Here is a 16,428-nt window from a genome sequence, read left to right as displayed (position 1 = left end):
AACCAGTATTAATAAAATAAGATGCAGAAAATAAAAGTAGCGAATCCTGTTGTAGAGATGGACGGGGATGAAATGACCCGTATTATCTGGCAGTATATTAAAGACAAACTTATTCTTCCGTACGTAGACGTAGATCTGAAATACTATGACCTCAGTATTCAAAACCGTGATGCAACGGACGATCAGATAACGATAGACAGCGCCGAGGCTACAAAGAAATATAAGGTAGCCGTAAAATGTGCGACTATCACCCCCGATGAAGCGCGTGTTACAGAATTCGGGCTCAAGAAAATGTGGAAATCGCCTAACGGGACTATCCGTAATATAATAGGGGGGACAGTTTTCCGCGAACCGATTATTATCAGCAATATCCCCCGTTTGGTGAATACATGGACTCAACCGATCATTATCGGGCGTCATGCGCATGCCGACCAATATAAAGCCACCGATTTTGTTACCAAAGGGAAAGGGACATTAACCCTAACCTTTACGCCAGAGGAGGGTGAACCCCAGTCATATACTGTCTACAACTACAGTGGAGACGGTGTGGCTATGGGAATGTATAATACGGATGAATCAATATACGGGTTTGCTCACTCTTGTTTCAGGCTGGCCCTGCAAAAGAAATATCCGTTATACCTGTCAACAAAGAATACAATATTGAAGGCTTATGACGGACGTTTCAAAGACATATTTCAGGAAGTTTATGATAACGAATACAAGGCTGAATATGAAAAAGCCGGCATTACTTACGAACATCGCCTGATTGACGATATGGTGGCCTCTGCCCTGAAATGGAACGGAGGTTTTGTCTGGGCCTGCAAAAATTATGACGGAGATGTGCAATCCGATACTGTAGCACAGGGATTCGGATCTCTCGGCCTGATGACTTCGGTACTGCTTACTCCTGACGGGCAGATAATGGAAGCGGAAGCCGCCCACGGAACAGTGACCCGTCACTATCGTCAGCATCAGCAAGGTAAAGAGACATCGACAAATCCGATCGCTTCTATTTTTGCATGGACTAGAGGTTTGGCTCATCGTGGTAAACTGGACGGGAATCAACCTCTGATCGATTTTGCGAATAAACTGGAAGAAACCTGTGTAGAGGTGGTGGAGCAGGGTAAAATGACAAAGGATCTTGCCATGCTTGTGTATGGAGATAAAATAGAGCGTTCGAATTATCTGAATACGGAAGACTTCCTGGATGCGGTCAGCCAGGGATTACAGATGAAATTGGCATAATCATCAGATAAAAAGATGTATAAAAAACACTTGCGGACAGTTCCGCAAGTGTTTTTTTATCTGGTAGGAAAGAAATCTTCATGCAGGATAGCGTCTTTTCTGCAAAAGATCATATCAGTGTTAATGTCAATAAGCCTGTATATACCTTCCTATTCCGCAAATTTAAGCCCTTGCAGTTTGTTCCATCCTCCACGGGTAAAATCCGGGATTTCGACAGGTGCTGAATTATTATCGAGAGAAATCGCTGTTAATGGAATCAGGCAACACCATTCGGCAAGGTCATACACGTCCATATCCAGGGGTAAGCCTTTTTGCAGGCAATATATCAGGCGGTAATCCATTACGAAGTCCATACCTCCGTGACCTCCAACTTCTTTGGCCTTGTCTTCTATATCCCTAACGATAGGATGCTTGTATTTTTCCATCAGCGCTTTCCTTACATCATCCGGAACAAAGCTATGAGCGTTCAGGTTTTCGTGATTGGCGGCAACCGCTGGGTCTATTGCACCTCCATCGAGAGCATAACCTTGAGTCGGATACTTATTGGCAAAACCTTTTGTGCCGGTAAGCTGGTACATACGGCTATAAGGGCGCGGTGAATTTACATTGTGCTCGATAAGGATGGATTTGCCTTTTTCGGTAGAGATAAGGGTAGATGTATGCTCCCCGTTGCGGAAGTCCTTTACATCTTCACCGGTTTTGTCTTTTATATAATTGATACTTGATATTTGCTTGGCATCTACAGATACAAGATAATTCATCTTGTCGCCACGGTGTATATTCATCGCCTGACATACCGGCCCAAGCCCGTGTGTAGGATATAAGTCTCCTCTGTGTTTCCTGTTGTAATCCATGCGCCAGTTTTCCCAGTATTGATCCCAGAAAGGCTGTAAACCATGTATATATGCACCTTCGCCGTGTACTATTTCTCCCAGCAGTCCTTGTTGAACCATGTTGAGGGTGGTCAGCTCGAAGAAGTCATATACGCAGTTTTCGAGTTGCATGCAATGTTTCCGGGTTTGTTCCGAGGTATTTATTAATGCCCATATTTCATCCATGGTCATTGCCGAAGGTACCTCAATGGCGACATGCTTGCCATCCTTCATGGCCTGCACACCTATTGTTGCATGACTTTTCCAGTCTGTAGCTACATAGATGAGATCCACATTGGGTAAAGCCGTGACCTTGCGCCATACGGAAGTATCTCCGTAGAATTCCTGAGCCTTGGGGAAACCTCTCTCCTCCACAAGCATCTTATTTACTTTCTCCGTATTCTTTTGTTCCACATCGCACAGAGCGACTATTTCTACACCAGGTATATGTGTCATGCGTTGCACAGCCCCCGGGCCACGCATCCCCAAACCAATGAAAGCCACACGGACAGTCGGTAGCGGATCGGTTTTCAACTCTAAAACGTCAGTTTGTCCCGCCGGACGTGCCGGAACATCTGTTTTTATAACAAATGACTGTTCTTTTACTTTTTGCTGTCCGCAACTAATAAGCAGAAAGCCAATGGTAAATAAGGAAAGAATTTTCTTCATGGATTAGAATGTTTATAGGTCTATATATAGTTAGTATTTTAAAGTACCTGTGTTTGATAATAGACGATCGATACAAAAATAAGAATTTAAGCTTAAAATGAAGTCCTTTACGATTAGTAATTCCTTATATCTCTATATTTGTGAGAGGCATTTTTACTGTGGGTTATATTGTGGGAACGGAAAAATCTTTTAATAAAGCTTCTTCGTTGTCTTTGAAAAATGCCATAGTCAACTCGTATCCTGCCCGATATATTTCTTCTACATGGTCGAGGTCGAACATCGAATACCAGGAGAGTGATACCGATTCTATCAGGTAATCGCATAAGTTGCGGTCGAGTAGCGTATTTGAGCCTGACATGTAGTGAAACGAGCGTTCTGCGATATACTTTATAGAACTGCGGAATTCTGATTTAGTGATCGGACTTACATTTACCCCGATTATTTTTGCGCATTCACGGCGTATTATCGAAACGGGAAAGTTTTTGAATAGTCCGCCATCTACATAGTAATGCTTATTGATTTCCACAGGTCTGAATATGATGGGAACGGAGCACGAGGCTATTACTGCCGGTATTAACGGACCGGACATGAAAACTTTGCTTTCGCCATGTTCTATGTCCGTAGCTACCACATGTAAGGGTATTTTTAAATCTTCAAAGTTTTTTGATCTTAAATGCCTTTTCAGAAAGGACTGAAAGCCTTCACTTTTAAAAAAACCTCCATGAGGGATTGTAAATTCGGCGAACTCCCGGAAAACTTTTTTCTTGAAGAATGATATTATCTCTTCGGGAGTATGCCCGTCAGCATATAATACTCCGGCAAAAGCTCCGGCGCTCGTACCTGATATAACCTCCGGATAAAGCCCTTTTTCATTGAGCGCCTGTAACACGCCGAGGTGGGCAAAGCCTTTCGCTCCTCCTCCACTCAGAGCTATTCCCAGCTTATATATGTTTTTTTCGGAGCTCATTATTGAGTGACGCCAAATTTAGTTCAGAGCAAATTTAGTCATAATCCTTTTACTGATGAAACTGTTGGTATAATAAATTTAATTCCGGTAGGATTAATGTGCCTGTAGCCGGGTTTAGTGCCAGTTCCCCCCGGAAGACACTGTAATTTGTAATTTCGGAGAGCTTAAATTCTATTTTAATTAAAAACCCTAAAAATGACAGGATTATCACCCGATATTTTACATTGTAGTGCCTTTTTTATCATTATTTTAACGAATAAACAATTATCTTTGTCTAAATCCTGAAAAAGGAAACACTAAATAAAACGGCAGTTTCTCCGTTGATATTGAGTATGGCTTATTGTTAGCCCTAAAAAATATAGTATGAGATTTCTCTTGATTGCGCTCCTGCTGATTCTGTCTTTAGCGGCTTTGGCTCAAAACAGGTATACGATAAAAGGCCGGATAAATAATGCCGATAATGGGGAAACTCTTGTCGGGGTTTCTGTCGGGGTGAAAGAACGACCTCAGCAGGGAAGCTTTGGGGATGAATCGGGGTATTACACCCTGACCCTTCCGCAAGGAGAATATAACCTGATCTTTAAACTTATCGGATATAATACCAGGCAGCTTAAAATTAAACTAAATGAGGACAAGACGCTCAATGTAGATCTTGACCCGGAAGTGGTTTCGCTTGGAGAAGTGGAAATATCTGCCCGAAGAACGAATGAGAATGTAAAGAATGTTCAGTCGGGAGTGGACAAACTGGAGATAGAAACGATAAATAAGATACCCGTTCTGCTGGGTGAACGGGATATCCTGAAAACCATCCAGTTATTACCCGGAGTAATAAGTGCCGGGGAGGGAAATACCGGATTTTATGTACGGGGCGGTAGTAACGACCAGAATCTGATAATGCTGGATAATGCCACAGTATATAACCCGTCGCATCTTTTCGGTTTCTTTTCCACATTTAACTCCAGCGCAGTAGATAACATGACTATTTACAAGGGCTCCATGCCAGCGCAATACGGAGGCCGGTTGTCCTCCACATTGGATGTAAGTATGAAGGATGGAGACCTAAAGAGCTATCATGCTAACGGAGGTATCGGGCTTATATCATCAAACCTTACATTCGAAGGGCCTATCCAGAAAGAACGTTCCTCTTTTATTGTTTCTGCCAGGCGTACTTATGCAGATGCTCTGGCACGTGTAATCGGAGTAGAGCAGGTAAAAGATTCGAAGCTGTACTTCTACGACCTGAACGCCAAACTAAGCTATGTATTGTCGGACAGGAACAAACTTACTTTAACGGCTTATCTGGGGAAGGATAAATTAGGATTGAATAAAGTTGCGATGATAGACTGGGGAAATACAATCGCCAGTCTGAAATGGAATCATATATTCAATGCAAAAGCAGCCTCGGCTACAACCTTATCATATACCGACTATACTTATAATGTAAGTGTAGATCTCACAACTGGCCTGAATGTAGCTTCCCATATCAAAGACTTTAACCTGAATCAGGAATTCAGCTTTTATCCGGATAATAAGAATGCAATAAAGGCAGGCTTTACATCCATCTATCATCAGGTTGTACCCGGTGATCTGAGCAGTAAGGACCCATCTCAATTACAGATCTCCCCTTACGAACACCGTGAATCATGGGAAAATGCCATCTTTGCCTCGAACAGTATGAAGCTGCATGATAAAATGGAACTGAGCTACGGTTTGCGCCTGTCGTCTTTCAGCGTACTGGGGGGAGGCGACTATTATGAATTCGAGAATCATACTATTACGGATACTGTATCCACAAAGAAAGGCCAGTTCCTTAAAACGTATTGGAACATAGAACCCCGCTTGTCGGCTGCTTATCAGCTGGACGGCGTGTCTTCCGTCAAAGCGGCATATACACGCACTACCCAGCACTTACATTTGCTTTCCACATCTAATCTTTCCAGCCCTACCGACAGGTGGATTGCCAATACCAATTATATAAAGCCGGAAATAGCGAATCAGGTTTCAGTAGGTTATTTCCGTAACTTTTCAAATAACATGTTTGAGTTCAGCGCCGAACTATATTATAAAGACCTGAGAAACCAGATAGATTATAAGGACGGCGCAGACGTTCGTACCAAAGAGATAATAGAGACTGAGTTACTATTTGGAAAAGGGCGGACATATGGTCTGGAACTATTCCTGAAGAAGAGATTCGGGAAGTTTAACGGCTGGGTTGGATACACTCTTGCCCGCAGTGAGAAGAAAATAAATGGCATTAACGATGGGAAATGGTATGTGGCAAATCAGGATCGCACACACGATGTTTCCATAGTAGGTATCTATGACCTTAATAAGAAATGGACGCTATCTGCGACATGGGTGTTTGCAACAGGTAACCCACTGACATTTCCATCGGGAAAATACATTGTTGACGGCCATGCGATATATTATTACGAAGACCGGAATAGTTATAGGGCTCCATCGTTTCACCGGCTCGACCTGGGGGCGATATGCACACTGAAGAAAACAAAGAAGTACTCCTCGGAACTGGTCTTTAGTGTATATAACGCGTATGGACGAAAAAATCCCTATATGTTTGGTTTCAGACAGAATGAAGACGAACGGATGGTATCGGAATCATATATGATTTATCTATTCAGTGTTATTCCTTCCATATCGTGGAATTTTAAATTTTGAACGACATGAAAATTATATATAAACTTCTGTTAGCCACAATCGTTGTGATACTATTCACAACCTGTGAGAAGATTGTGGATTTGGATTTACGTACAGCTACATCCAAGCTTGTGATAAATGCTGCTATTACGGAAGGTTCACCGTGTACGGTCTACCTCACAAAATCACAGGCCTTTAATGACAACAGCTCGTTCAAAACGGTTGCAGGCGCGGAGATAATATTAACTGATGAAGATGGGAATTCCGAGATTTTAAGGGAAGCTCAGAATATGTCGGGTCTTTATCTTTCCAATATGTTAGGCAAAGTGAATAAGAGATATCATATAGCTGTGATAGCAGAAGGCAACATGCACGAAGCCAGTGTTGTTATCCCGAATGCTGTACCTATTGAAAAGACCTATATCTATGAGATAAAGGCGGGGAAAGATTCCTGGTATTCGCCGTCCTTCATTTTCTATGATCCTGTAGATGAAGTGAATTATTATTATACAATTCTCTATGTGAACGATAATGCCATGAAGAGTATATATCTGGATGATGATGAATTCAGAAACGGATTAAAAGTTCACCGCATACTATACTTCGACAAAGATGACAACAACGATCAGGATCTGAAGACAGGAGACCAGATCAGAATAGAAATGCAAACACTGGATAAGGGCATGTACACATTTTACAAATCCTTGTTCTCAATTGCTGCCGATGGCGGGACCAATCCGATAACAAACTTTACGGGAGATGTATTAGGCTGTTTTAAAGGATATAATACAAGTGTCGCATATTTTGTAGTAAGTCCGGATGCCATATATTCCGAATCTGATGAATAATCAGTATATTTGCTTATCCAATTAAGTAAAAGATAGTATTTAATGATACATTATTACAATCTAACTACTTATTGTACTTTAATTTAATGAAGCAACAAAAAGGTCTGTGACCTTAATATCTGAAATTCAATTGTCGTATGTTTAAGTTTCTTGGCTTTCTGTTAATATTGGGTCTATTCGGTTTTCTGGTAATAGGTGTCCTTCTGGGACGTATCATACGCTTTTTGGGCCCTGAAGATAGGGGGAAATCTAATAAAAAACGGCCGGGTACAAAATCTCAAAGTTCGAAATCACCGAATGTCTCACAAAAAAAATTTTCAAAGAACGAGGGGGAATATATCAGCTATGAAGAGGTGAAAGATGACAAATAAGATCATATCATACCTTCCACGAAATCCCATGTGCGGAGAAACTCGTAGCCTTTGCTCTTTCCCCATTCGATAAGCTTTCCAAATCTTTCTATCATCTTTGCATCCGTATTTTTTGTCACATAGAACGGAAAATTATACTTCTTTTTCGGCCCTATATCCATAAATTCCCACGGATGAAAATAGACATTCAGGTATCCGTCTTTTTTCAAAGTCCGGTTTGCCAGGCTTGTATAGATACTTAAAGGCAGATTATGGAAAGAAATCCAGAATAGCGGAAAACGGAGTGCCGGGGTTACCGATGCCGGTAGTTGCCACACTCCTTCACGCATAAAGCATGTACGCGGTTCGCTCAATTTGTTATATCTGCCCGGCAAATATGTAGGGTTGATAGATGAATTGTATATATACCCCGCTTTGAAGACTTCTTCCTCGGGCACAGGTGCCATGCGTGCCATACGGTAACCACGTACAGGTACCCCTCCGATTTCTTCCAAAATATCTTTCGACATCTTTAGATGCGGGGGTTCGAAATGGTCATGTACATATCCGTGCGAAGCCAGTTCGTGCCCTTCGCTAACTATCCTGCTTACTATATCTTTAGCATGGCTGGCGAAATTGGCTGTGGTATAAAATGTTGCCTTTACGCCATGTTTAGCCAGCAAATCGAGTATCCGGGCAGTGCCTTTTATGGAAACTTCCATTTGCAGGTCAAGCGGGATAGGGTCTCCATATTCACGGGGCATTTCGAATTCCTCTATATCGAAACTTAATAATATTTTTGAACTCATTTGCCAGTAATATTTGTACTTCGGATAATATACGGAGGAAAACCTTTAGTCTGCGAAAATATCCGTCCTATATATAATCCGATAATTCCAAGAATAAATAATTGCAATCCGCCAAGGAATCCGACAGTAATTATCAATGATACCCAGCCTGCCATTACATGTCCTGTCCAAAGGCTGATAATAGCGTATGGTACCAGTAATAAGGATAATAAGGCTATGCCGAAACCAAGGTATAAGGCAAGGTGGAGAGGCTTGGTACTGAAAGATAATATCCCTTGCACAGCAAGGTTGCGCATTTTCTTGAACGTATACTTCGTTTGTCCCGACAGCCGCTTATCGGGCATATAATCCAATGCATATTGTTTAAAACCTATCCAGTGAACGATGCCTCTTATAAACAAATCACTACCCTTGATATTGATAAGGATATTTGCCGCGCGCCTGTCCATCAACCGGAAATCGGCAACACCTTGTTCCAGGTGTATATCGGATACCATATTCAGAAACTTGTAAAAAAGGCTCGAGCTTCCGCGTTTCCTTTTCGACAGGGCCGGATCATCCATACGCCGGGTATATACTATATCGTAGCCCTCTTCCCACTTCCTGATAAAATCGGGCAACATACGCGGCGGATGCTGCATGTCGGCGTCCATGGATATGATACAATCGCCTGTGGCATTGTCCAGTCCTGCTTTCAGGGCATTCTGATGTCCGAAATTACGGGAAAATTCGATGTAGAAAAGCTGCGGATCTCCGGCACACATTTTCTCCAGTAAAGCCTGGCTTGTATCGCTGCTGCCATCGTTGACGGCGATAATCTCATACTGGTAACCTGTCGTATCCATGCTTTCATGAATTGATTTTATCACTGTGGGAATATTAGATTCCTCATTATAACAACAGATTACGATCGAGACTTTTTTGTTTAATATCATTTTTATTCTTAATCTTACGTAAAGATAAGGCTCTTATTTTAACTAAAGATAAAGTTGTCCGGATTTCATAATTATGTCCGGTTAATCTGCCAACAGGTAAATAGAATCACTCGTATATGTATTGTCCGGGGAATATATAATCCAGTCTGTAAGCAGGTCGAAAGGATATGTTTTTATATCTCCTTCGTTCAGCCCCGATATCCAGTAAGGCTGATTGAGAAGTTTGCCTTCTATTTTCCCATCATCTACAGATATCACATCATACCACAAGTGTTCCTTTTCACTGCCCGATTCGGGATTATCCACAGTCAATCCCAATTTTACAAGGAAAGTCCATCCGGGTTGTTCCTCTTCTTTTTTCGAACCGAAAATATTCTTGAGGAACGATTTCTTTTCCGGTTGTTTGTGTTCTTTCCTGAATACTCTCTCGAATGAAGAAAAGCGTTCTTTTGCCAACGCGCTCATTCTTTCGGTTTCCTCATTTGTTATATAATAAATTGGATTTTCGGCCAATGTAGGCGCGTATATTTCGGGAGAAACCATATTGCCATCTTCCACAGCAAAGAGAATTCCGGAAGGTTCGGCATGCACATTATCTACTTCGTCACGATCCGCCACGCTTCCGAGTATGTCATTAGGCAAATCTTTCAGAGCTTCCTCCCATCGGAGCCAACACAGGTTGATTCCCATACCGTCATAACCGATGGTAAACCGTTCTTTTTCCTTTGCGGGATGCGACAGAAATTTCTTTACTGTCATATTTATCAATGTATTCATCTGCTCCGCCCCCTGACTGAAATTAAGGATCTCCAGTTCTACAGATGCGCAGCGATGTAACCCATGCGTATGGAACCAATATCTGCGATTACCGTTCTCCCCGTTTTCGTCATATACACAATGCAATGTGTACAGATAATCCGGCGAAGGGGGCGTCGGTGATTTAGCGGTCATACTCAGCCATTTGGCAGACAGTAGCCTGTAAGACATAAAGTCTACTACAAGACTGGCTTCGGGGACAATAGCATCCATTATTTTCAGTTGCAAATGGAATGAAGTCAGGGGCTCCAGTTCGAAATACATGGACGTCTCCATATATTGATCCTGCTCCATTGCTGTTTGCAATGACTCTTCATCTATCGAATTTGCAAAACTGTAATCACTCAGGTTTATATTTTTGGCTTCACAAACATACATATCCACATTAAATACAGTGTCCTGATATTCAATTTCTGCTGCGAAACTCATAATTGAAAACTCTATATCAACTTCAGTCTTATTAAAAGATATAAGTTTGAAATCTTTTCGAGAAGATAGTGATTTTTCTATCTGTGCAGCATCGAACTTAAAGCTTTTGCTACGGGGGTAAATACCCATTCCTGAAGCCAGCCCGGTTTCGCCTTCAGCCAGCAGGTCATATTTCTCGTTGTTGTCCATATATGAGGTTGATCAGATATATTTATAAAGATATGTTTATAATCTGCTTAGCTTTTTTATATATACAAACGTAATGAAAAAAAACGGTATATTATAAAATAAGCAAATCTTAAATATATGCCGGTTCCCGTATGCACAGAGGCATATAATATATTGGGGGTAAGTTCTGATTATCAGAACTTATGTATCCCCATTATTTCCCTTACTTCGTTTATCGTTTTCCGTGCGCTCTCCCGTGCTTTTTCCGCCCCTTCGGTGGCAACTTTATGCAAGTACGCATCATCGTTCTTAATATTAATGATACGTTCGCGTATAGGAGCCGTAACCTTTATAATGTCTTCGGCCAGCTGTTTCTTCAGGTCTCCGTAGCGTATCTCGCAAGTATTCCACTTGTCTTCGAAATGTTGAACAACATCTTCTGTTGATACTACCTTCAATATTGTAAACAGGTTTTCTATATATTCCGGCTTTTCGGAGTTCGGAGCCTTAGGTCCTTCATCAGTCAGGGCGCGCTTTACTTTTTTCTCTATACTTTTCGGGTCCTCGTCCAGATAGATACAGTTGCCTTCCGATTTTCCCATCTTACCACTGCCGTCCAGACCCGGTATTTTTATCAGCTCCTGTCCGAAGTTATAGGCTACAGGTTCTTTGAAGTATTCCACGCCATAAAGGTTATTGAAACGGCGGGCAAACTTACGGGTCATCTCCAGATGCTGCTCCTGATCTTTACCAACAGGCACTTTATCTGCATTGTGCAGTAATATATCGGCAGCCATAAGAGTAGGGTAAGTCAGTAGCCCTGCATTTACATTATCCTGATGTTTTCTTGCCTTTTCCTTGAATGAAACGGTTTTGGACAGTTCGCCCAAATACGCGTGCATATTCAAAAGCAAGTATAATTCACAGACTTCGGTTACATCACTTTGTATATATATAGTCGATATTTCGGGGTCTATACCTGCTGCAAGGTATTCTGTCAATACACCCTTTACATTGCCGTGCAATATCTTTGGATCGGGATGCGTGGTCAGTGAATGATAATCTGCTATGAAAAAGAAGCATTTGTTTTCATGCTGCATTCTTGTAAAATTCCTGAGTGCACCGAAATAATTTCCAAGATGCAGGTTCCCTGTAGAGCGGATACCGCTTAAAACTGTTTCCATATGTGTTTATATTCTGTTTTTGATATGCAAAGATAGTCAAAATCTGCAAAATGCCGGATATATCTTACTTATTGTATCCGGACCGGTTAACAGTTAATGAGGGATTCGGCCAAAAGGTAACAGTTTTTTTCAGTTAACAGTAAACAGTTAGCAGTAAACAGTATTTCAGGCAGAGATGCTAAAGGCGCAAAAGGTAACAAAGGTAACAGATATGTCAGTAAACAGTCATCAGTTAACAACTTGTATCTCCTATCTCGTTTACTCGTATCTTGTTTACTTGTAACTCATAACTACTTTAATCAGTACTTCAAAGAGCTAACAGCTAATAGTCTACCGCTAACAGCTATCTACCCTATAGATAAACTTTCCCCGAAAAGCTAAAACTTTATTTATTCCGATTACTTTCTGTTCATTATTTGTTTTATATACTCGGATGGCACCAGGCCGAATTCTTCTTTGAAGCATTGACGGAAATATGTAACACTGTTCATTCCTACCATATAGGATATTTCGGAGATAGTATATTTCCCCGTCAGAAGGAGTTGTTCCGCATTGCGTATTCTCACCTTCCTTATAAACTCATTTGCAGACATGCCGGTGAGGGCCTTGACTTTTCTGTATAGCGTGGAGTGGCTCATATTCATCTTATCCGCGATAAATGCAACATCTACATTGTCCGAATCCAGATTCTGCTCAATAATAGATGTTACTTTTTCTATAAACTCATTATCTATTTTGCTTATAGAGTCTATTATGATGGCATTCTTATTTGCAGTATTGTTATTTATCAATTCTGCGACCTTCCGCCGGGCTTCCAGCAGATTGGCGACACGGCTATGCAGCAGGCTGGCGCTGAACGGTTTTGTTATATACGACTCTACTCCAATTGTGTACCCTTCTGTCCGGTCCTGAATCGTATCCTTTGCAGTAAGCAGGATGATTGGTATATGGCTTGTCCTGACATCTGCTTTCAACGTTCTGCTCAGTTCGAAGCCATCCATCCCGGGCATCATAATATCACTGATAATAATATCCGGTATGTGCGCATAAGCTACGTCTAACCCTTTTTCCCCGTTAGAAGCAGTATATACCTTGTATTGTTCGGATAGTGAGTTGTGGATATAATCCCTGATATCGTCATTATCTTCGATAACCAGAATGACTTGTTTTGTGTCATTCGTTTCCGTTCTTTCTTTCTCTCTGTTTTCTTCTATGGCATCTTTGGCTGTCTTATCCATATGCAAGGCATCGGGGTAAGTATTGTCCTCGACGATTCTGAAACGGAAAGAAGTTCCTTCACCCGGTTTGCTTTCAACAGCTATTTCTCCCTGATGTATGGACGCCAGATTGTGCACAAGGGCCAGTCCGATGCCCGTACCGGATACCTGTTGCTCCCTTTCGGCCTGATAATACCTGTCGAATATTTTGGAAATCGATTCAGGAGGAATGCCTCTTCCCGTATCTCTGACCTCTATTTCGGTATAGTTTACACCTTTATCCCCAACAGATCTCAATATGAGCGAAATACTTCCTTTTTGCGTATATTTATAATAAGTTTTCCAGGATGGTCGTTATTACATCCGGATCGAAGAAAATATTCACGTCCTGAGTTTCTATGCTGATATTGAATGATATGCGCTTGTTGGTGTTAAGCTCTTTATATTTTAAACCTACTTCATGTATCAGTTGTGAAATATCGCTTTTATATACACTAAGTCTTTTATTTTGGGTCTCTGTTTTCCGGAATTCCAGAATCTGGTTTATAAGACTCAATAGCCGTGTCGCACTCCTGTAAATGGCAGATATTTTGGAAGAATGCTTTTCTATGAGGTTTGGATCGCTGTGGAGATCCTCCAAAGGGCCCAGTATGAGAGTCAGAGGAGTACGCAGTTCATGGGTTATATTCGTAAAAAAGCGGAGCCTTTCGTTATTTAATTCCTGTTCTTGCAGATGGTTTTTCTTTTCTAAAGTAAGGGAATTCTCTAAGTCGAGTTTACGCTTATAGAAACGGAGTATAAGAATCACTATGCAGAAAACCGCTATAATATACAGTGCTTTAGCCCACCATGTGAGCCACAATGGCGGATTGATATTGATTTTCAGAGAGGTGATATTTTCCGACCAGTCCTGATTTTTCACCCGGGATTTAATTACCAGTTCGTATGTGCCGGGAGGAATGTTGCGGAAGGTAACCGAGTTTTCTCCCTGTGTATTGTACCATAAATCCTCCAGGCCTTTGAGCATATAAGTATATTCAACCAGATGATTGAGCGAATAATCCAATACATTGAATGATATATTGAATGTATTCTGGTTATAGCTTAACTCAATATCGGACGTAACCGGTATATCCGTATCCTTATCCGATATTTTCAGCTGATCGCTATATATTTTGAAACTGGTGATAGCTGTAGGCGGTAAATCTATTCGGGTAGGCACAGCCTCCGGATTGAAATAGCATACGCCGTTTTGCGAGCCGAAGAATATTGTTCCATTGGAGTCTTTGGTAACCGAACCACTCATAAAATCACCCAGGGGAACCCCATTGTAATGGTCGTAATTATCGAACTTGTTATTGTTGTGCATAAAACGGCTGATCCCTCCGTTGGTGCTAATCCATATGTTTCCATCCTTATCTTCGGTAATGGCGCGGATATGGCTGTTTATTAACCCGTCTTTCTCGTCGAAAACGATATATTCATCCATTTTATCGGGAGATTTGAAATAGACAAGCCCCTCTCCCGTGGCCACCCACATTTGCCCCTTTGTGTCTTTATATATATGATCTACGGTATTGGACGGGAAGCCCCGGTCTGTTTTCAGAGTCTTGATAACTTTCAAATTCTTGTCGAGAACAGCCAGTCCTTCCCCGAAAAAACCAATCCATATTTGCCCTTTGTTGTCTCTCGATATGGCACGTACCAGATTGTTGGGCAGTTCGGAATTCCCGGTAGAGAACAACTGCCCTTTCTTTGTCTCAATATTGTATTGGTATAATCCATAGGTACAACCTATCCACATATTCTTTTCGTTGTCTTCATAAAAACACCTGACATCGGTGTTTTTCCCTTCTATCATAAATTCCGAAACGGCTTTCCTCTGTGAATCGAATATGTTCACGCCACCCCGGAACGTGCCGAACCATAGATTGTTCTTTGAGTCTCTGATTGCGGCTAAGATAGCATCATCGGTTATCTTATTGCTCTTTTTATCTAAAATCCACGTCCTTTCCCCATTCTCGAAAACATTGATTCCCCCGCCATCGGTACCTATCCATACACGGTCTTTCTCATCGGTACATATTCCCCATGCTATAGGGTTATTTAAAGAATTATTCAGAGTTTGTATAGGTGAGTACGACCATGTATCGAAAAAAGGCGAATAATGGCTGATGAAGTTTATCCCTCCTCCATATGTGGCAAACCAGGAATTGTTGAAAGAGTCCTGATAAATGCACCGGATCGTCGGATTCGAAAATCCTTTGCTATCGTCCCGGTAAGAAATATTATTGAACGAAACATGCTGAGGGGTCAGGAACATGCTTTGCTTTATATCGAGGATGCTTACCCCGCCTTTTTCTGTTCCGACCCATAATTTCCCGTCGCTGAGCTGATTAATGGTGTATATGTAGTTCGAGATCAGGGAAGCCTTGTTTTGGGGATCGTGGCTGAATACTATAAATGATTCTTTCTCGGCATTGAAAAGAGCCAGCCCATTGTTCGTTCCTATCCACACATTATCATTTTTATCTACATAGATAGTCCTTACTTCATCCCCCGGCAAGCTTTCCTTATCATCCGGATCGTTTCTGAAATTCCTTATCTTTTTGTCTTTCAATGATAGTATGCTCAGTCCTGACGACACATGTCCTATATATAGCAATCCCTTATTATCCTCATTTACAGACCAGACATTATCACTGACCATCCCCGGAATTGTAGACTGATTATAGTGTTCGAACGTCTTATTCTTTTTGTTGAAATACTCGACACCCCTGTAATATGTAGACAGCCATAGGTTTCCGTCTTTAGAGTTGGTTATATCGGTAATGTCGTTTGTTATAATTCCCGATGGATTGGCGGCGTCATGTTTATAATGGGTAAATGTTTCTGAATAGCAGTCAAACATATTTAGCCCTTCCCGTTGTGTCGCGATCCATACCACATTATCATGTTGATCGGCATATACTTTGTTCAGTTCGTTGCCGCTTACGCTGTTACTGCCCTCAATGTTATTCTTTTTATAGATTCTGCATTTATTTCCGTCAAACCTGTTTAATCCGGATTCGGTGGCAAACCACAAGAATCCTCTTTTATCCTGCGTAATGCTCACAATATAATTGTTTGAAACACCATGTTCTATACCCAGCCTTTTTATCGTATAGGACTGAGCGTGAGATGATGAGGGTATAGACAGAATAATAATTAATTCAAGTTGCTATTTATAGAATTATCCAATAAAAAAGGTCAATCCCTTAACTT

At 41.4% G+C, this 16,428-nt stretch carries 10 protein-coding genes and 1 pseudogene; 4 read left to right on the top strand and 7 right to left on the bottom strand.

All coding sequences use genetic code 11. The features are described 5' to 3' along the window. Positions 1-21 precede the first annotated feature (21 nt). Positions 22-1,245 (top strand): isocitrate dehydrogenase (NADP(+)), encoded by a 1,224-nt coding sequence (locus ACFO6W_RS05195; RefSeq protein WP_379994312.1) that lies wholly within the window; start codon positions 22-24, stop codon positions 1,243-1,245. A gap of 149 nt (positions 1,246-1,394) precedes the next feature. Here ACFO6W_RS05195 and ACFO6W_RS05190 read toward each other — a convergent pair whose 3' ends face one another. Together ACFO6W_RS05190 and ACFO6W_RS05185 are read right to left on the bottom strand one after the other, a co-directional pair. Beyond that, positions 1,395-2,786, bottom strand: coding sequence for a Gfo/Idh/MocA family protein (locus ACFO6W_RS05190; protein WP_379994311.1), 1,392 nt, complete (start codon positions 2,784-2,786; stop codon positions 1,395-1,397). 163 nt (positions 2,787-2,949) lie between these two features. Beyond that, on the bottom strand, positions 2,950-3,753 hold the full coding sequence (locus tag ACFO6W_RS05185; protein WP_379994309.1) for a patatin-like phospholipase family protein: 804 nt from the start codon (positions 3,751-3,753) through the stop codon (positions 2,950-2,952). Between the two features lie 363 nt (positions 3,754-4,116). On the opposite strand from ACFO6W_RS05185, the gene ACFO6W_RS05180 reads away from it, so the two are divergent. The 3 genes from ACFO6W_RS05180 (at position 4,117) to ACFO6W_RS05170 (ending at position 7,627) form a co-directional block, all read left to right on the top strand. Beyond that, positions 4,117-6,429: a TonB-dependent receptor gene (locus ACFO6W_RS05180; protein WP_379994308.1), complete on the top strand. Its 2,313-nt coding sequence runs from the start codon at positions 4,117-4,119 to the stop codon at positions 6,427-6,429. A 5-nt stretch (positions 6,430-6,434) separates the two neighbouring features. Beyond that, positions 6,435-7,256 (top strand): DUF4249 domain-containing protein, encoded by an 822-nt coding sequence (locus ACFO6W_RS05175; RefSeq protein WP_379994307.1) that lies wholly within the window; start codon positions 6,435-6,437, stop codon positions 7,254-7,256. Positions 7,257-7,393: 137 nt separating this feature from the next. Then, positions 7,394-7,627 carry a DUF4834 family protein gene (locus ACFO6W_RS05170; protein ID WP_379994306.1) on the top strand — a complete coding sequence of 78 codons (234 nt, stop codon included), beginning with the start codon at positions 7,394-7,396 and terminating at the stop codon, positions 7,625-7,627. A gap of 2 nt (positions 7,628-7,629) precedes the next feature. Here ACFO6W_RS05170 and ACFO6W_RS05165 read toward each other — a convergent pair whose 3' ends face one another. From ACFO6W_RS05165 to ACFO6W_RS05145, 5 genes and pseudogenes are all read right to left on the bottom strand, one after another. Continuing rightward, positions 7,630-8,415, bottom strand: coding sequence for a polysaccharide deacetylase family protein (locus ACFO6W_RS05165; protein WP_379994304.1), 786 nt, complete (start codon positions 8,413-8,415; stop codon positions 7,630-7,632). Continuing rightward, on the bottom strand, positions 8,412-9,350 hold the full coding sequence (locus ACFO6W_RS05160; protein WP_379994303.1) for a glycosyltransferase family 2 protein: 939 nt from the start codon (positions 9,348-9,350) through the stop codon (positions 8,412-8,414). Before ACFO6W_RS05160 ends, ACFO6W_RS05165 begins: the two co-directional genes overlap by 4 nt. An 81-nt stretch (positions 9,351-9,431) precedes the next feature. Further along, on the bottom strand, positions 9,432-10,784 hold the full coding sequence (locus ACFO6W_RS05155; protein ID WP_379994302.1) for a DUF4026 domain-containing protein: 1,353 nt from the start codon (positions 10,782-10,784) through the stop codon (positions 9,432-9,434). Positions 10,785-10,957: 173 nt separating this feature from the next. Then, entirely contained in the window at positions 10,958-11,947 is a 990-nt protein-coding gene (gene trpS, locus ACFO6W_RS05150; RefSeq protein WP_379994301.1) for a tryptophan--tRNA ligase, read from the bottom strand. Positions 11,948-12,345: 398 nt separating this feature from the next. Further along, positions 12,346-16,372 (bottom strand): annotated as a pseudogene (locus ACFO6W_RS05145) (hybrid sensor histidine kinase/response regulator transcription factor). Positions 16,373-16,428 lie beyond the last annotated feature (56 nt).

The organism is Dysgonomonas termitidis, assembly GCF_042654545.1.
GTDB lineage: Bacteria > Bacteroidota > Bacteroidia > Bacteroidales > Dysgonomonadaceae > Dysgonomonas > Dysgonomonas termitidis.
This window is presented reverse-complemented; position numbering and strand designations above follow the sequence as displayed.